The sequence below is a fragment of the Microcoleus sp. Pol7_B2 genome, from assembly GCF_036701035.1.
GTDB lineage: Bacteria > Cyanobacteriota > Cyanobacteriia > Cyanobacteriales > Microcoleaceae > Microcoleus.
Map to the genome: position 1 here is coordinate 99,356 of NZ_JAUBQB010000003.1, position 17,052 is coordinate 116,407.

The 17,052-nt window shown below is 45.7% G+C and carries 14 protein-coding genes; 8 read left to right on the top strand and 6 right to left on the bottom strand.

What is annotated here, in order from left to right:
- Positions 1-8 precede the first annotated feature (8 nt).
- Positions 9-359, top strand: coding sequence for a YbaB/EbfC family nucleoid-associated protein (locus tag QUA57_RS02170; protein ID WP_006634273.1), 351 nt, complete (start codon positions 9-11; stop codon positions 357-359).
- A gap of 200 nt (positions 360-559) precedes the next feature.
- A complete protein-coding gene (locus QUA57_RS02175; protein ID WP_333059195.1) occupies positions 560-1,060 on the top strand; it encodes a low molecular weight protein-tyrosine-phosphatase in 501 nt (166 codons plus the stop codon).
- Here the strand turns inward: QUA57_RS02175 and QUA57_RS02180 are convergent.
- From QUA57_RS02180 to QUA57_RS02190, 3 genes are all read right to left on the bottom strand, one after another.
- Entirely contained in the window at positions 1,031-1,561 is a 531-nt protein-coding gene (locus QUA57_RS02180; RefSeq protein WP_333250924.1) for a hypothetical protein, read from the bottom strand. The genes QUA57_RS02175 and QUA57_RS02180 overlap by 30 nt on opposite strands.
- Before the next feature lie 288 nt (positions 1,562-1,849).
- A complete protein-coding gene (locus QUA57_RS02185) occupies positions 1,850-2,560 on the bottom strand; it encodes a response regulator transcription factor (protein WP_333059198.1) in 711 nt (236 codons plus the stop codon).
- Between the two features lie 72 nt (positions 2,561-2,632).
- Positions 2,633-4,225, bottom strand: a complete 1,593-nt coding sequence (locus QUA57_RS02190; RefSeq protein WP_333059201.1) for a glucose-6-phosphate isomerase — start codon at positions 4,223-4,225, stop codon at positions 2,633-2,635.
- Between the two features lie 463 nt (positions 4,226-4,688).
- Between QUA57_RS02190 and dusB the strand changes: the two genes are divergently transcribed.
- The 3 genes from dusB (at position 4,689) to QUA57_RS02205 (ending at position 7,530) form a co-directional block, all read left to right on the top strand.
- Positions 4,689-5,699: a tRNA dihydrouridine synthase DusB gene (dusB, locus tag QUA57_RS02195; protein ID WP_333059203.1), complete on the top strand. Its 1,011-nt coding sequence runs from the start codon at positions 4,689-4,691 to the stop codon at positions 5,697-5,699.
- 99 nt (positions 5,700-5,798) lie between these two features.
- Positions 5,799-6,719: an ornithine carbamoyltransferase gene (argF, locus tag QUA57_RS02200; protein WP_333036647.1), complete on the top strand. Its 921-nt coding sequence runs from the start codon at positions 5,799-5,801 to the stop codon at positions 6,717-6,719.
- Between the two features lie 160 nt (positions 6,720-6,879).
- Positions 6,880-7,530: an NAD(P)H-dependent oxidoreductase gene (locus tag QUA57_RS02205; protein WP_333059205.1), complete on the top strand. Its 651-nt coding sequence runs from the start codon at positions 6,880-6,882 to the stop codon at positions 7,528-7,530.
- Between the two features lie 228 nt (positions 7,531-7,758).
- On the opposite strand, the gene QUA57_RS02210 is transcribed toward QUA57_RS02205, so the two are convergent.
- Positions 7,759-9,372, bottom strand: coding sequence for a family 10 glycosylhydrolase (locus QUA57_RS02210; RefSeq protein WP_333059207.1), 1,614 nt, complete (start codon positions 9,370-9,372; stop codon positions 7,759-7,761).
- Positions 9,373-9,502: 130 nt separating this feature from the next.
- Between QUA57_RS02210 and QUA57_RS02215 the strand changes: the two genes are divergently transcribed.
- Positions 9,503-12,067, top strand: coding sequence for a BsuBI/PstI family type II restriction endonuclease (locus QUA57_RS02215; protein WP_333059209.1), 2,565 nt, complete (start codon positions 9,503-9,505; stop codon positions 12,065-12,067).
- A 128-nt stretch (positions 12,068-12,195) separates the two neighbouring features.
- The gene (locus QUA57_RS02220) at positions 12,196-13,560 is read left to right on the top strand and encodes an MFS transporter (RefSeq protein ID WP_333059212.1); all 1,365 of its coding nucleotides are present in this window, start codon (positions 12,196-12,198) and stop codon (positions 13,558-13,560) included.
- 215 nt (positions 13,561-13,775) lie between these two features.
- Here the strand turns inward: QUA57_RS02220 and QUA57_RS02225 are convergent, their stop codons facing one another.
- Both QUA57_RS02225 and QUA57_RS02230 read right to left on the bottom strand, forming a co-directional pair.
- Positions 13,776-15,134, bottom strand: a complete 1,359-nt coding sequence (locus QUA57_RS02225; protein WP_333059214.1) for a calcium-binding protein — start codon at positions 15,132-15,134, stop codon at positions 13,776-13,778.
- A gap of 214 nt (positions 15,135-15,348) precedes the next feature.
- A complete protein-coding gene (locus QUA57_RS02230; protein WP_333059215.1) occupies positions 15,349-16,710 on the bottom strand; it encodes a calcium-binding protein in 1,362 nt (453 codons plus the stop codon).
- Between the two features lie 136 nt (positions 16,711-16,846).
- Between QUA57_RS02230 and QUA57_RS02235 the strand changes: the two genes are divergently transcribed.
- Entirely contained in the window at positions 16,847-17,050 is a 204-nt protein-coding gene (locus QUA57_RS02235) for a hypothetical protein (RefSeq protein ID WP_333036629.1), read from the top strand.
- Positions 17,051-17,052: the final 2 nt, after the last annotated feature.

A 17,052-nucleotide genomic window follows, 5' to 3' on the forward strand; every position in this document is an offset into this window, starting at 1 on the left:
AAGTAGTTATGACAAAATCAGGACAAGGATTTGGCTTCGGCCTGGGAAAAATGAAAGAACTGACTGAAGCTTTCAAAAAAGCTCAGCAGGTTCAAGAAGGAGCTAAAAAGCTCCAAGAAGAGTTGGATGTAATGGAAATTGAGGGAACAGCCGGCGGCGGCTTGGTCAAGGTTTTTCTCAGCGGCAACCAAGAACCCCGCCGCGTGGAAATCTCACCGGATGCCCTCGGTGAAGGTGCTGATGTGGTTTCTGAACTCGTCACAGTGGCGATGCAGGATGCTTACGCTAAGTCTACGATGACGATGCGGGAGAAAATGGAAGAACTCACCGGCGGACTCAATCTCCCCGGTTTCGGTTAGTCATTAGTCATCAGTCAATTGTTGACTGTTGACTGTTGACTGATTAAACTTTCTGGAAAACCGCTATAGTAAGGTGCGTCGCTGCTCCATGTTCGATGGAACTTGCAGATTGACTCTGAAAGCGACGCACCCAACAAATTAGCACTGTTGACTGACTAATAACTAATAACTAATAACTAATGACTAATAACTACTAACTAATGACTAAATTATTATTTGTCTGCCTCGGAAACATCTGCCGATCGCCCTCAGCAGAAAATATTATGAATCACTTAATTGAACAAGCTGGTTTGAGCGATCGTATCACCTGCGATTCTGCCGGAACTGGTAGCTATCACATTGGCAGCCCCCCTGACAGGCGGATGGCATTGGCGGCGAGGAAGCGAGAAATTGAATTGTTAGGCGAAGCCCGCCAATTTATAAGGGAAGATTTCGATAATTTTGATTGGATTCTGGCGATGGATCGGGAAAATTATCGGAATATTCTTGCTCTTGATAATGCTGAAAAATATAAAAAAAAAGTGCGGTTGATGTGCGACTTTTGCCATAAATATGACCTGAAAGAAGTGCCAGATCCTTATTATGGTGGGCCGGAGGGATTCGATCGAGTAATTGATTTACTGTTAGATGCCTGCGAGGGTTTGTTGGAATACGTTGTTAGTCAGGAAGGCTTAAGGGTTGGTGGCCAGAAGGAAAGTTAGAAAATTGCGATCGACAGCTACTGTAAACTCTCTAGACGATGGGACACTATATTTTCTCTTTTGTGCTGTACCCGAGACTACTCGGGGATTTAACAAACTTTTGCAAGCTGCAACTGTTGGTAAAAATGTATAAGTTATGACTGTGATTCTTAATAAAGAAAGTAGGAATCCTGCTGCTAAATCTCTCCCTCGGCGCGGATTGAATAGGAAAGCGAAAACTAAAGGCCGCCAAATAATAGGTAAGGTTTTTACTAGAAATCCTACCCAAATTGCTAAAATGTCGCAAACATAGGGGCCGGAATCAAGACATCCTATTAAAACAATTAATGTATTAGCCCGCAAAACGTCAAGGTGAGCATTAACTATCTGCTGGTTCAATAGCATAGGATTGACTAAATATGCCATTGTGTTCAGGCTGTGTCGTAATTTTTGAGTAATCGCTAAATCCAGTAAGGATTGAGTGAATGATTGTTGACTGTTGACTGTAGAAGGAGGGGTCAAAAAAATGAAAATTGCGCGAATTATTTGTTGGCCTCGGGATTCGACTTTACGCCCGACTTTTGAAGCAAGGATTTGATATTATTCCGGGCTTACTGCGGGAATTGATATAAAACGCTCTGTAAAACTTGGTGATTCCCCTTGATGTCATGGCAATACAGAAAATTGTGGAAGCTGCTACTGCGACAGGATATAGAATTTTCTAATTTTTTAAGTAATTGTTGATTATGCTGTTATTCATGTTTGTGTGACAATTGCAGGTGATTTTATTGAACGAGCGAGCGTTTGCGGTTATCTGACTAAATGGTGTTCCATCGCAAAGCGAACGAGTTCTGCACGGTTGTTGCTTTCTGTTTTTCTGAACAAGCTGCTGACGTGCTTTTCGACAGTTCGAGGGCTGAGGTGGAGCCGATCGCCTATTTGAATATTAGAAAGACCTTCTGTCAGTAAATCTAGCACTTCTCGCTCTCGCTGAGTCAAACTCGGAGCATTTTGGCTGGGAGAGGGGCGATCGTCGGTTTCTGGCTTTTGAGTGAAAAAATCCGCTTCAGGCTTGCCATTGGCTCTGCTGCGTGCCTCTGTTGGCGTCGGTTCTGGTTTTGGGGAATGAGACGGTGCCTGAGCGATTAGAGCGTAGCGATCGAGCAAAGAGCGAATTACCGCCCCCAATTCTTGGAGTTCAAAAGGCTTAGCGAGATAATTGTCACACCCCATCTGATAGCCGCGAATCCGTTCCTGCGTGCTCGTGCGTTCCGTCAAAAAAATCACCGGTAGCAAGCGGAAAGCGGGACGAGTCCGAACTCGCCGCACGAATTCGTAGCCATCCATCTCGGGCATTGTAATGTCGGTAACAATCAAGTGGGGCTGAAATTCCTCTACCAAACCTAAAGCTTCTTTGCCATTCTCAGCAGGGATTACAGAGTATCCGGTAATTTCCAGATAATCGGTAATCGACAAGCGAGTCGCGAAATCGTCGTCAGCAACCAGAATCGTCAAGGGCATGAGAGGAATTTAAAAATTAAACCTTAAAAATTAAAAGTGACTAATTTCACTTTTAATTTTTAATTCTACTGTTTAATTCTGTTTATAACTTGCTGTTAAAGTAGCAGGCTGCCCTAATGTTCCCTCCAAAGCTACGCCGCGCCCGTTTGCTGCCAAATGCCGCAGAGTTTTGTAAATTGTCTCTATTTGCTCTGGCTTTCCTGCTTTTTTGGCTATTTCTGAGACAGACAGAGGTTTTTGGGCGTCTTTGAGCACTTGCAGTACCCGTTGCTGCAAGTCCAATACAGCAGCGGCCGCTTTTTTGCCTGCTTCGACCCCTGGCTGGTGATAGGCATTGACATTCACCAAGGAACCGTAAAAACCTACGGCTCTTTCGTAGAGGGCGATTAATGCTCCTACTGTCCGAGGGTTGACTTGGGGAATTGTGACAGTAATGGAATCTCGGTGATTTTCGTACAAAGCTTGTCGAGTTCCCTGCAACAAACCAGACAAATAATCTCCGGAAGTGACGCCGGTTTCTACTTCTGGGGAAATGCCTTGCCTGTCTTCCAAAACTTCGATAAATGTTAGGAAGAAATTCGGCACCCCGTCTCGCAGTTGCTGGACGTAGGCGTGTTGGTCGGTGCTGCCTTTGTTGCCGTAAACTGCGATTCCTTGATGAACTGTGTTGCCGTCTAAATCTTCCTGTTTGCCGATCGATTCCATGACTAATTGCTGCAAGTAGCGACTGAACAATAGCAGTGAATCTTTATACGGCAAAACTACCATATCTTTTTCGCCCCGTCCGTTGCAGGCAAAATACCAACTCATGGCTAAAAGGGCGGCGGGATTATTTTTAATGTCGGGAATTCTAGTAGCTTCGTCCATGACTTTAGCGCCGTCGAGCATCGCCCGAATGTCGATGCCTTGCAAAGCTGCTGGCAAAAGTCCTACTGCTGAGAGTTCCGAAGTGCGTCCTCCCACCCAGTCGGCCATCGGGAAGCTGCCAATCCAGCCTTCGGATTTGGCTAATTTGTCTAGTTTGCTGTCTGTTCCAGTGATGGCAACTGCCTGTTTGGCGAAGTCTAGTTTTTGAGCGGCGAAGGCTTTTTGAACTTCGATCATCCCGTTGCGGGGTTCGGGGGTGCCGCCGGATTTGGAGATAGTAATTACTAGGGTGCTGGCGAGTTTGTCTTTGATTTTGTTAAGGATGCGATCGATTCCAGCCGGATCTGTGTTGTCGATAAAATGTATTGCTAGGGGCGGAATGTCTGGGGATAAAGCTTCGGAGACAAATTGGGGGCCTAGGGCGGAACCACCGATGCCGATCGAAATTATGTCGGTAAATTGCGGAGCAAAGGGCGGTTTAATATCGCGGTTTTGAACTTTCTTGACAAATGTTTCAACTTGTGCTATGCCTTCGACTATTTCTTGTTTTAATTCTGGAGTGGGAGCTAAATCGGGGTTTCGCAGCCAGTAGTGGCCCACCATCCGGTTTTCGTCGGGATTGGCGATCGCACCTGCTTCTAAAGCTGCCATGTCTTTGAAAGCTTTGTCAAATTTGGGCTTCAGTGCTGCTGCGAAAGCGTCGTCGAATCCCATGCGGCTGATATCGAGGTAAAGTCCCAATCCCTCGTGATAGTAAAGCCAGTCTTGATAGCGTTGCCAGAGTGCTGCGGCGTCCATAGGAATTCTCTACAATTTTTTTAATGTTCGATCGGCGTCGTCAGGAATCCACCAATTGTAGTTTAAAACGATCTGATGTACGGCTTTTGCACAATCCCAATAATTTTAACCATTAGTCGTCTGAAGATAGCCGGAGCCGAAGGTAGGCAGAGCATTCGGCAGAATTAAACAATAAAAATATGACTTGGGCAACACTCTTAGTAGGTAGATCCCTCATTAATGGTCACACCCCATAGATAGATCGAAGCGGCACAGAGATTTAAGTGTGGTCGGCGTTGGCGTTTGGGTTCTGGTTTCACAATATTCAAATTAGGGCGATCGGGATGTGTAAAATAGGCATTGCGGTCAGGTTAAATATACTTTTAGCTGTCACTCAATAATCGGCTAAAAGTATATTTAACAACTGTCAACTACCTGAAGTGTAGTATAATATACAGATATTAGAATTAAAGTGCGATCGACTATGCTTGCTCTATCTCCCGAATTAAAAGAAAGGTTAGCAACTCCGCTCAAAATCGGCGATTTTGAAGTTAAAAGCCGCGTCCTGCAATCGCCCTTATCCGGCGTTACCGATTTGGTATTTCGCCGCCTGGTGCGCCGCTACGCGCCCGATTCGATGATGTACACGGAAATGGTGAACGCTACGGGTTTGCACTACGTGAAGCAACTGCCGAGAATTATGGAAGTTGACCCGAACGAGCGCCCGATTAGCATTCAATTGTTTGACTGCCGGCCGGATTTCTTGGCAGAAGCGGCGCAGAAAGCAGTGGCAGAAGGAGCCGATACTGTTGATATTAATATGGGCTGTCCGGTTAACAAAATTACTAAAAACGGCGGCGGTTCTTCCCTGCTGCGAGATCCGGAAACTGCCGAGGCAATTGTGCGGGCGGTTGTGGAAGCGGTAGATGTTCCTGTCACCGTTAAAACTAGGATTGGTTGGACTGACAAAGAAATTAATATTTTGGAATTTGCGAAGCGGATGGAAGATGCGGGAGCAAAAATGATTACCGTGCACGGCCGCACTCGATCGCAAGGTTACACCGGCCCGGCAAAATGGGAGTGGATTCGCCGAGTGAAAGAAGTTTTATCGATTCCAGTTATTGCTAACGGGGATATTTTTTCAGTGGAAGCAGCGATGCGATGTTTGGAAGAAACAGGTGCAGATGGAGTAATGTGTTCGCGGGGAACTTTGGGCTATCCTTTTTTGGTGGGAGAAGTTGATTATTTCTTGAAAACTGGTGTGGAAAAGATAGCTCCGACACCAATTGAACGTCTCGAATGTGCTAAAGAACATTTGCGGGCTTTGTGGGAATATAAAGGTGAAAGCGGTGTCTCCCAAGCGCGCAAGCACTTAACCTGGTATGCTAAGGGTTTCCCCGGCGCTGGGGAATTGCGGGGCGTGTTGGCTGTGGTAGAAACGGTTGAACAAGGTTGCGATTCGATCGATCGCGCGATCGAGCAATTGCCCGCATAAACCTTACCCGCAGATGTCAACTAGGGATTACAGAAACAAAACCCACCTCTGCGGGCTAAGATTTAAGACACAGTTAAAAATTTGTGTGTGGGGGAAAGCATGGATTCATTAAAAGGGCGAGATTTATTAAGTCTGGCAGATTTAAGCATAGATGAATTAAATTATTTGCTGGATCTAGCAGCCAGTTTAAAATCGGGAATGGTCAAGCTGAAACGCAATAAAGTTCTCGGCTTGTTATTTTCCAAAGCTTCAACGCGAACGCGGGTAAGTTTTACGGTGGCAATGTATAAATTGGGAGGGCAAGTGATTGACCTCAATCCCAACGTTACACAAGTCAGTCGCGGTGAACCTTTGGTAGATACAGCCAGGGTTTTAGATAGATATTTAGATATTTTGGCGATTCGGACTTTCGAGCAAAAGGATTTAGTTACTTTTGCCAACTATGCGAAAATTCCTGTGATTAATGCACTGACAGATGACGAACACCCATGCCAAGTGCTGGCGGATTTAATGACAGTAAAAGAGTGTTTTGGCAAGTTGAAAGGGGTGACTTTGACTTATTTGGGCGATGGCAATAATATGGCTAATTCGCTGATGTTGGGCTGTGCAATGACGGGAATGAATGTAAGAATTGCTTGCCCTCAAGATTTCCAGCCGAATGCTGAGATAGTGGAAAAAGCTAAGAATATTGCTAAGGGAAAAACAGAAGTTACTGTGACGACGGACGCAGAAGCTGCTGTGAAGAATGCTCAAGTGATTTATACTGATGTTTGGGCGAGTATGGGACAGGAAGAGGAAGCAAAAATCAGGATTCCTTTGTTTGAACCCTATCAGGTAAATGAACAATTGCTGAAGTTAGCAGATAAAAATGCAATTGTACTGCACTGTTTGCCCGCGCACCGAGATGAAGAGATTACCGATGCAGTGATTGAAGGCAGTCAATCGCGCGTTTGGGATCAGGCAGAAAATCGGATGCACGCTCAGCAAGCTTTGCTCGCAAGCATTCTGGAAAGCGATTAGGAATTAGCTAAAAATTAGTCTGTCGGGGGAGCAAATCGACCTGCTCGCTACTTTTTGCAGACCGCTTCCGTTATCATTTCATTTGAACCAGGATTATTTGCAACCAGCCTGTAATTATCCGTTTCAACCATGATTAATTGCAATCTCTTAAGTAAAAGAAATGAATCACATCACTACGACAGACTTACTCGAAAATCTCAAATGGCGATATGCCACCAAACAGTTCGATCCAGCCAAAACAATTGCTCCAGAAATCTGGACAGCTTTAGAAGATGCGTTAGTGTTAACACCATCTTCTTATGGGCTTCAACCTTGGAAATTTCTGATTATTACCAGCTCGGAACTTAAAGAACAGCTCAAGCCCCACTCCTGGAATCAGTCCCAGGTTACTGATTGCTCTCATTATGTCGTGTTCGCGATTAAAAAGAATCTCACTGCCGAGGATGTCGATCGCTTTATTGCCCGCACTGCCGAGGTGCGAGGCGGGACTATAGAGGCAATGGCAGGATATCGGAGTCTAATCGTCAGTGACTTGGTTGATGGTGGCCGCAGTTTTAATATCAATGACTGGTCAACGCGCCAAACTTATATTGCACTGGGCAACTTTATGACCTGTGCTGCATTGCTTGGTGTTGACACCTGTCCAATGGAAGGAATTGAACCTGTCAATTACGATCGCCTGTTGGGTCTTTCTGCAAAAGGCTTTACTACCGTCGTAGCTTGTGCGGCTGGCTATCGCTCTGAAGCAGATAAGTATGCTTCACTCGCAAAAGTAAGATTCCCTAAGTCAGAAATCTTAGAAACTTTATAGAACCCATTTGGTATCTTCTTGAGCGAACTATATGGTTTTGAGGGGATCGTTTTACCAGAGGATTTAATACCAGAGTCAGGACTTTAAGCTAACAGGCATCAAACCAGATACAACCTAGATACCTCAAAGGCTTGTGAGACAACAAAAAGATCCTAAATGGGTTCTATAAACCCGGGATACGCTGTAAGTCGATCGCAATAGCGCACCTCGGCGCACCCTAAAAAGATATTAAGAGGCTCCGAAATTCACTTTTGTGACTTCACCTGCGACAACATTAACAGTTTGTTGAATCTGACTGCTATCAACCTTTAACTGATAAGTTCCCGGAGAAAGCTCGATCGCCCCAAACCATCCTTTGCCATCGGCGCGCAGTTGACGCACCTGGCCAGCAGCATCGATCGACTGCAATGTCAAGCTCGCACCGTCGCAAGTTTGAGTACACTGCTGCAAATTTCCGGCGATCGCACCTGTAGTCGGCCGCGACTTCCAAGGCATATCGGGAACCGCTGCTGCTGTCGCCCACACAGGCTGAGTTTCATAGGTTTTGCCCGTCGCAGCGTCAACGTATTGACTCGGCTGCGAAAGCGCGGTGTAAAACAAATCGTTGCTTTGGGGAACGTATTTCCAAGGCTGGCGGGGCAAATCACCGCTACCGCCCGATCGCAGTTCCACATTCGTGTACACGTTGCTGCTAGCGTAGGAATAGAGCACCGTACCGGCGACGTGATTTCCTTTCGCAGACGGCTGTTCGGCGCGACGAATCTGGCCTAGAGTGTCTTCGATGTAGTTGAGGTAATTGCCAGGGCCGATCGCGATTTGGCGGTTGTACTGGTGGTCTTTGGCGTACTCGATCCAGTTGTCATAAGCGAGTTTTTGCTGCCGTTTGTACTCGCGCTGGTAAGTCATCGGCATCGCCATGTCTACAATCCCTTCTTCCAGCCAAGCGCGCCAATCCTGCAATACTTCTTTGTAAGGCTGCGTTTGATACCACCCTGCATCGTTTTTCGGGCCGTCTCCCCAGGCGATCGTGGCGGCGGTAATTTTAACGCGCGGTTTAATCGCAAGGCTTTCTACATAAAGCTTCCGCACTAAATTTGTTACCTGATCGCGCCGCCACTGCATCCACGCAGGATCTGTGGGTGCGGGTTTGCCCGATCGACCTGTTTGCTGATTGAAACGGGCGATCGAAGTCGGATTGTAGCCCCAAGTCGGCCCGCCGTAGCGCACATAATCCAACTGTACGCCGTCCACATCGTAGCGTTTCAGCAAGTCCAAATAGACGGAAACAGTATAATCTACGGCGTCTGGATGACCGGGATCGAGATAGCCTTGGGCTTCCCCACCGTAAGTCAGCATCGCCCAATTGTCGTTTCCTGGGGCAGAAGGCCCGTGTTGTTGCCAAACGTGACCGGCGGGAAGTTTGGTACCCGAAACCACCGGCAGCGTCACCATCCAAGCGTGTACTTCAATGCCTGCGGCGTGGGCTTTGTCAATCAAATCTTGCAGGGGATCGAAACCGGGGGGAACGTTGGGATCGAGGGTGCGGGGTTCGATCGCACTGGTGTAAAAAGCATCGCCACGGCGGCGGACTTGGGCGACGATGGCATTGGCATTTGCCCGCTGCGCGTCTGCGATCAATTTTGTGACTTCTTGAGGGGTTTTGAAGCCGGGGTTGAAGGCGTCAACCCAGAAAGCGCGAAATTCGGCGGTTTGGGTTTGCGGGGGCATAGTTGCGTTAGCGCGGGATGGGAAGTTTGAGAACCAACCAGGAGTCAGCAGAAAACTAATTGTTAAGCCAATCAGGAACAAGCTTGACAAAAAGAATGTTTTGGTATTTCGCATCAGAAATGTGTGAGAGAGCGTTTAACAGTCCTTTACGGACTTTTGCTTTGAGAGTCCGCTTGACATTTTCGCACAATGGTGAAAGTTTGGGCGAAAATACACTGAACTGGCGCTCGCACTTTTTGAACAAATGATACTACCGCACTTTCAAACCCTAGCCCTTCCGGGTAACAGCTACTCAATTGCAAGCAATTTACTCGATCGAGTAGATAGCTGGCGCCAAGAAGCAACCCGAAAGTTGCAGCAAAGCCAGAGAGGAGAAAAGGGACAATTTTTAACACCTTCCTCAGTGGCAAGTTTGATGGCGGGAATGTTTGAATTTAACTGTCCTGATATATCGCTTTTAGATGCCGGTGCAGGAATTGGTTCGCTGTTAGCAGCCGTTGTTTGCGAACTTTGCCACCGCCCCAACAAACCGCACAGCCTGCACGTTACAGCTTATGAAATTGACCTTATTTTGATTGAATACCTCAAGCAAACTTTAGAATTATGCAGTATAGAATGTCAGCGTTTTGGGATATCTTTTACCTGTGAGGTTCGCGAAATTGATTTTATTCAAGACAGCGCCGATATGTTGCAGCCAAATCTATTTACACAGCCAGTAAAACGGGAATTTACCCATGCAATTATCAATCCTCCCTATGCCAAGATAGACGCTAAATCCCAAGCCCGAACCTTGCTGCGTTCTATAGGACTAGAAACCAGCAATCTCTACGCTGGCTTCACAGTTGCTGCTGCTCACCTGCTCAAACCAAACGGTGAATTAGTGTCGATTACTCCCCGCAGCTTTTGCAACGGTTTATACTTTCGAGACTTCCGCAAAGTATTCCTTCAAATGATGGCTTTGCGCCAAGTACACATCTTTGAATCCCGACAGTTGCCATTTCGCGATGATGCGGTGCTGCAAGAAACTATTATTGTGCGCGCCACCAAACAAATAGAACAGCCAGATACTGTACTAATTACCTCAAGCAGCAGCGTGGGCGACGACCTGGTTTTGTCTCACCAACTGCCCTATACCGCCCTAATTAATCCCAATGATTCCGAGCAATTTATTCGGATTTTACCGGATTCTGTCAGCCAGAAAGTAGTCGAGCAAATGGCTCAATTTACTTGCACCCTAGAGGAATTAGGCTTAACAGTTTCCACCGGAAAAGTTGTAGATTTTCGTGTTCGCTCTGACTTGCGGCTAAAACCTGAAAATGGTACAGTTCCGCTGATTTATCCCGCCCACTTCTCCGCTGGCGGTGTTGAATATCCCACAGCAACGAGAAAGCATCAAGCTTTAGCTGTCACGGAAAAAACTGCTGCACTCCTCGTACCTAACGAACATTATGTTTTGAGCAAGCGCTTCTCCTCAAAGGAAGAGAAAAAGCGAATTGTTACAGTTGTCTGGGATGCCAATAAAATTAATAGTTCTAGCGTGGGTTTTGAGAACCATTTGAATTACTTTCACCAACAGGGACGCGGATTAGATCTCACCCTGGCGCGGGGATTGGCCGTTTATCTAAATTCGAGTTTGGTAGATGCGTTTTTCCGACTGTTCAACGGACACACTCAAGTTAATGCTACGGATTTACGCAATTTGAAGTATCCTACTGTAGAGAAATTACTTTTACTTGGCGCTCAAATAGGAGAAATATTTCCTACACAGCGGGAGATTGATCAACTTGTCGAGAGACAACTGCTTAACGCGACAAATCCGTTAGAAAATAGCCCAATGACAATTAAGAACCGTATTGATGAATCTCTAGAAATACTTGCAGCGCTGGGTTTTCCCAAAGGTCAGCTTAACGAACGTTCCGCCTTAACCCTTCTGGCTTTGCTTGACCTCAAGCCAAAGGAAGCTTGGGAATTGGCAAAATCTCCACTTCGGGGAATCACACCAATTATGGAATTTATGGAGGAGGAGTACAGTAAAAAATATGCACCAAATACGCGGGAAACTGTGCGCCGCCAGACTGTGCATCAGTTTCTAGATGCAGGTTTAATTGTTGTTAATCCTGACAGTCCCGAACGTCCGGTGAATAGTCCAAAAACTGCATATCAGATAGAAGAAAGTGCTTTGGAACTGCTGCGAACTTATGACACTTCTGACTGGGACAAGAATCTTCGCGCTTACCTCGCCTCCGTCGAAACGCTGAAGCAACGATATGCACAAGAGCGAGAAATGGCGCGAATTCCAATTACAATTGAAGGTGATGTAAAAACTCTTTCGCCCGGAACTCATAACGTCTTAATATCAAAGATTGTCAGTGAGTTTGCTGAGCGCTTTACTCCTGCTGGTCGACTGCTTTATGTCGGAGATACCGATGAAAAGTTTGCTCATTTCAATGAAGCATCGCTAACTGCATTAGGCGTTACAGTCGATGCTCACGGTAAGATGCCAGATGTAATTGTTCACTTCACTGAAAAAAACTGGTTGGTGTTGATTGAAGCTGTTACTTCTCACGGCCCGATTAATCCAAAACGCAAAACTGAGCTTGAGAATCTTTTTAGAAGTTCGACAGTATCTCTGGTGATGGTGACAGCTTTCCTCAGTCGCAAGGCAATGGCAGAATATCTCTCTGATATTTCCTGGGAAACTGATGTCTGGGTAGCAGAAGACGCTACTCACCTGGTTCATTTTAACGGAGAACATCTTTTGCAGGCTTATTCCAAACATGAAAATATTTGTGAGTCCGAAGGATGCTAAAATACACTATTTATATGGCTGCCGCTGGCATCGGAATGACATATACTGTGATGCAAGCGGTTTAATTGACCGGAATTGTCGATCGCACTCAGTAAATCAAATAAGTAACTAGGTAAAATATCTCTGCAATGGAAAAAAAGCATAACGCTGGATTGTGGGTATCAGTATTATACTTCGCTCAAGGTCTCCCTTACACCGTCGTTAATTTAATGTCGGTGATTTTTTTGAAAGGTATGGGCACCAGCAACGAGCTCATCGGATTGACAAGTCTGTTGTCTTTTCCTTGGGTTTTAAAAGGTTTGTGGGGCCCAGTGGTTGATTTGTATTCCACCAAACGCAAATGGATTTTAACAACCGAAATCATTTGTGCTTTTCTGTTTGCTTTCCTAGCTTTTGGTGTATTGACGCCGACACCGATTATTATATCACTTGTGATCTTTACGGCGATCGCCTTTGTGTCAGCTACTCACGACATCGCCATTGACGGATTTTATTTAAACACTCTCAATAAAGACCAACAAGCACTATTTGTCGGGGTTCGCAACACGGCTTATAGAGGTGCTGTCATTGCCGGTAGCGGTGTATTGGTGTTCTTAGCCGGGAAACTGGCCGAAAACCATTTAGTCACCGGAAATACAGGCGACACCAAAATATATCAAAACATTCCACTGTCACTTTTCGGTTCGGATTTTAGCGTGTCTGCGCTTAACTACGGATGGGCGACAGCCTTTGGCATTTGTGCGATTATGTTTGTGCTGATATATCTCTTTCAGCGCTGGTATCTTCCCTATCCTCGAAATTACGAGCTCGAATCGGACACCCCCCAACAAACAACCAGCTTTATCGAAGCATTCAAAACCTATTTTCAGCAAGATAAAATAGGTTGGATTGTGGCTTACGTCTTGATTTTTCGCTTGGGCGATGCCTTGACTTTTAAAATGGCTCCGCCATTTTTAATGGATAAAGTTGAGAAAGGAGGATTAGCAGTTTCTACGTCGGATATGGGCTTATTATCCGGTACTTTAGGGGTAATGTTTTTGTTAATAGGAGGGTTGCTTGGTGGCTATTTGATTGCCAAACAAGGATTGAAAAAATGGATGTGGCCGACGGCTATTCTGCAAAATTCGACTAACGTGCTGTATTGGCTGTTGGCAATCAATCAACCGGGGATTGAATGGGCTTATGCCGTAAATTCGATCGAGCAATTTACTTACGGACTTGGCGTAGCTGCCTATACAGTGTTCTTGATGCGGACTGTCCGCCCTGAATACGAAGCATCTCACTATGCAATTACAACGGCTTTTATGGCCGCAGGAGTGCTGATTCCGGGCGTTTTCAGCGGCTACTTGCAGGCGAATCTCGGCTATCAAAATTATTTTTTGATGAGTGCGCTGGCTGTGATTCCCGGTATGCTGACGATTTTCTTTCTGCCCCTAGAAGATGAGAAAAAATTAGCATCCATGCCCAGACCTGGACTGGACGATTTCGATTAATATCAAGTGCGATCGCTATAATTATAAGAGCCGGGCGGGGCGGGTTTACGAAGGTCTGCACTTTTTTTTCGAGATTTCGGTGAACCCGCCGTTGGAGGAATATTGATGTTTTTAATCATGGCAGAGTATAAATTGTCGGTGTTTGTTTTCCTAAAATAAAATAAGGACACAACAATGTTGTGTCCTTACCGAATATCTGTATTGCCAGCCGCCAACTAAATCGCAATAAAATCACTAGCTGTTAGCGGACTACTTGGAATGCCAGGAATACTGGCAAGAACTTCGCCATTACGGGCTAGTTCAATCGTCGTTATAAAATCTCCTGGAGTAACTCTGACTTGGTTGAAGGTCAAACCTCCGCTCAAACCGATTAAATCTTGACCCTTTTGAAAGTCTACAAGTGTATCTGTACCGGCACCTGCTCCTAACACTAATACGTCGCGTCCAGCGCCACTGATTAAGAGATCCGCACCCGCTGCGCCAATGAGTGTATCGTCTCCTTCTGCCCCGTTCAAATTGTCATCCCCTTTGCCGCCTAATAGCAGATCGTTGCCGCTGCCACCGCTGATAATATCGTTGCCTTTGTTGCCGCTGAGAGTGTCGTTTCCCCCATTGCCAGTGATAATATCGTCGTCTCCAAAACCTGATGCTGTATTGTTGGCATCGTCGCCGACTAAATTATTAATTTGGGAGGGAGCTAGAGCAGTTTGCATTGCTGCAACGTTTGCTAAAAATGAGGTTCCCGGAGTGGTTCTTAATTGCTCTAAACTGCTGCGCGATTCCAACGAGGTTCCCAAGGCTGGCAGTGCAAAGTCTAAGCCAGCTAACAGTTCTAAATAATCTGAATCTGTAAAAGTGAAATCCGGGCGGCTCAACTGGTCTACAGTGATTTCTGTCTGAGTCAAGCCGGGAGGTGGAGAAGTTAACAAACCGCTTTGCGTGTGCTTGTCCAAGACAAGTAGCGGGTTGATAATCGGGTTAGTAAATGTTTGAAGAATTACTTTGCCGGGGATAAAAGCTTCTCCTCCCAAACTAACAAAATCGCCGTTAACTATGTAGTGAGTTACATTTTTTCCTGCCCCGGCTTTCTGCTTAAATGTATTGACGGTGCTCTGATCAACTCCGGGAGAATTGAAGGTGACAATATCTCCGATAGTAGATGTAAATTCGGTGGCGGCTAGTTGCGTTATGGCACCGCCCAAGCTGTGTCCAAGAAGGTCTGGTGGCAAGCGGCTGGGGTTTTTGGCTGTATCTTGACTGATTTCTGTCAACCAATTTCCTAATGCTTGTTTGTTGGCTTCAAATTGGTTGAAACCGGCGCCGCGCGGGTCTGCGTTGGCAATATCGTCTACGAGCGAGTCCGTGCCGCGAAATACCAAAATAGGCGGTTTGTCTGGGGTGGTGGAAATTAAGCCGATCGCGTGAAATCCAGTTCCGGGATCGTCAAAAGTGCGATCGATTTGGTAGCCAGCAGCGGTCAAACCCGTTTGAACTAAAGTTTGAGACTGGGGGTCGTTATCTATGTAAACAACTTGCTTGGCTATAGTTTCGTAAGCGGCGGGGGAGGAGGGCATATTTTTTTATTTCCTGTCGTTTGAGGGGTAATTAGTTTTTAAGCTACTTAACTAAGTTTACTATAAACTTCGTTTATTGACCATATTAATTGGTCATTTTTAGTAGTTTTTTAGCGGCGAATTAAGAGATATTTTTTAATAAAAAAAAACCTATCGCTACAAAACCCAGGCAGGTTTTGCGCCACCAAAAATACAAATTTTGAGCACCCTAAAGCTATACAAAATCTACCCGCGTAATATCGCTGGCAACTACGCCTCTGAGAGTAGCAAGAATTTCCCCAGTAACCGGGATAGTAATTAAAGCTCCGTCACCACCTTGGGTTACTCTAACTTGAGGAAAAGTTAGACCCCGCGACAGGGTAATTAAATCTTCACTATCTTGAAAATCTAAAATCACATCTGCTCCGCCGCCGGATTCCAATACAAAGCGATCGCGCCCCGCACCACCAATTAAAAAATCGTTGCCAAACTCGCCGGAAACCAAATCGTTTCCGTCGCCGCCCTCGAAATAATCGTTATCTCTGCCGCCGTACAAGAAATCGTCGCCATCACCACCGGTGATGCTGTCATTACCTCGATTGCCTCTGAGAGTATCGTTACCGCCGTTGCCGATAACTGTATCCTCTCCAGGGCCCCCCGTAGCAGTATTGTTGCGAGCGTCGCCTGATAAATAATTCGGTTGTAAGGGAGCTAAACCGTATTGCATTTCTCTGATCAACTGCACAAAAGAAAATTCTGGCGCTGTTCTCACACTCTCTGCACCGCCTCTGCTTCTGATCGCTACTGACACATTGGGCAGGGCCAAATTCATCGCAGCTATAAACTCGTTAAAATCTGAATCGTTGTTATAAGTAAATTCAGAACTGTTTAATTGTTCTACGGAAATTTGCCTCTGCAAAAAACCGACGGGCGGAGTAGTTAACAAATTTTCAGTTCGATGTTTTGCCAAAACAGTTAAGGGATTAATACTCGGATCTGTAAAACTTTGGATAAATACTTTACCCGGGATAAATGCTTCGCCAAACAAGCTGACTACATCTCCGCTGGTAATGTAGTGAGTGACATTTTTGTTGCCTGCCCTGCTGAGATTTCTCCGAAAAGTGTTAAATGTACTCACTGATACTCCCGGAGAGTTGAAAGTAAAGATATCGCCGGTCAGAGATGTGTATTCGGTTGCTACAATTTGAGCGACAGCTCCGCCCCAACTGTGTCCGATGACATCGGGCAATAATTTGCTGGGGTTTTTACCAGTATTTTGACCGATTTCTGTGAGCCAATTTTTGATATTATCTTTGTTCTTTTCAAATTCAGGTAAACCAATGTCCCGCGAGTCGGAAAAGATAGCGTCGCCGTCGATGAAGTCTGTACCTTTAAATACGAGGGCGGGCGGGTTTTCGGGATTGGATGAACCGAACCCGATCGCATAAAAGTTTGTTTCTGGGTCGTCGAATATGCGATCGATATAGTAGCCATTAGTATCTAGGAAAGTCGAAACTTGATTTTGCGCGCTCGGCTTTTGATTCAAAAAAACAATTGATTTAGCTAGAGATTCATAAACAGCAGGCGAGGCACTCATAATATTAGATTTTCTGTTTGTTGGTATTTGCGATCGCTCTCTTGTTGAGCTAATTGTCCAATGGTAGCAATTATAGCTGACAAGATTTGTATGGTACACTTGATAATATCAACTCAAGAATTAAGTTTTTGCGGTTATGGGTATCATTCGTCAATACATTGCTCCATTGATAGCGGTATTAGTATTTTTCGCGGCTCTGGTAGCAGTCAGTGCTCGCATCTTTTTGCCTGGTGACATGGCTGCCCCCGCACCGATTGAGGAAGCGATCCCCCAAAAGCAAGCGGCAGTAGTGAATCCAATTTTCTTGGGGCTAAATTATTCCGCTTTTCGTGTCCGCTGAGC

Coding starts and splice junctions, on each gene's coding strand:
- QUA57_RS02170 (WP_006634273.1), top strand. CDS start 9: ATGACAAAATCAGGACAAGGATTTGGCTTCGGCCTGGGAAAAATGAAA.
- QUA57_RS02175 (WP_333059195.1), top strand. CDS start 560: ATGACTAAATTATTATTTGTCTGCCTCGGAAACATCTGCCGATCGCCC.
- QUA57_RS02185 (WP_333059198.1), bottom strand. CDS start 2,560: ATGCCCTTGACGATTCTGGTTGCTGACGACGATTTCGCGACTCGCTTG.
- QUA57_RS02190 (WP_333059201.1), bottom strand. CDS start 4,225: ATGGACGCCGCAGCACTCTGGCAACGCTATCAAGACTGGCTTTACTAT.
- dusB (WP_333059203.1), top strand. CDS start 4,689: ATGCTTGCTCTATCTCCCGAATTAAAAGAAAGGTTAGCAACTCCGCTC.
- argF (WP_333036647.1), top strand. CDS start 5,799: ATGGATTCATTAAAAGGGCGAGATTTATTAAGTCTGGCAGATTTAAGC.
- QUA57_RS02205 (WP_333059205.1), top strand. CDS start 6,880: ATGAATCACATCACTACGACAGACTTACTCGAAAATCTCAAATGGCGA.
- QUA57_RS02210 (WP_333059207.1), bottom strand. CDS start 9,372: ATGCGAAATACCAAAACATTCTTTTTGTCAAGCTTGTTCCTGATTGGC.
- QUA57_RS02215 (WP_333059209.1), top strand. CDS start 9,503: ATGATACTACCGCACTTTCAAACCCTAGCCCTTCCGGGTAACAGCTAC.
- QUA57_RS02220 (WP_333059212.1), top strand. CDS start 12,196: ATGGAAAAAAAGCATAACGCTGGATTGTGGGTATCAGTATTATACTTC.
- QUA57_RS02225 (WP_333059214.1), bottom strand. CDS start 15,134: ATGCCCTCCTCCCCCGCCGCTTACGAAACTATAGCCAAGCAAGTTGTT.
- QUA57_RS02230 (WP_333059215.1), bottom strand. CDS start 16,710: ATGAGTGCCTCGCCTGCTGTTTATGAATCTCTAGCTAAATCAATTGTT.
- QUA57_RS02235 (WP_333036629.1), top strand. CDS start 16,847: ATGGGTATCATTCGTCAATACATTGCTCCATTGATAGCGGTATTAGTA.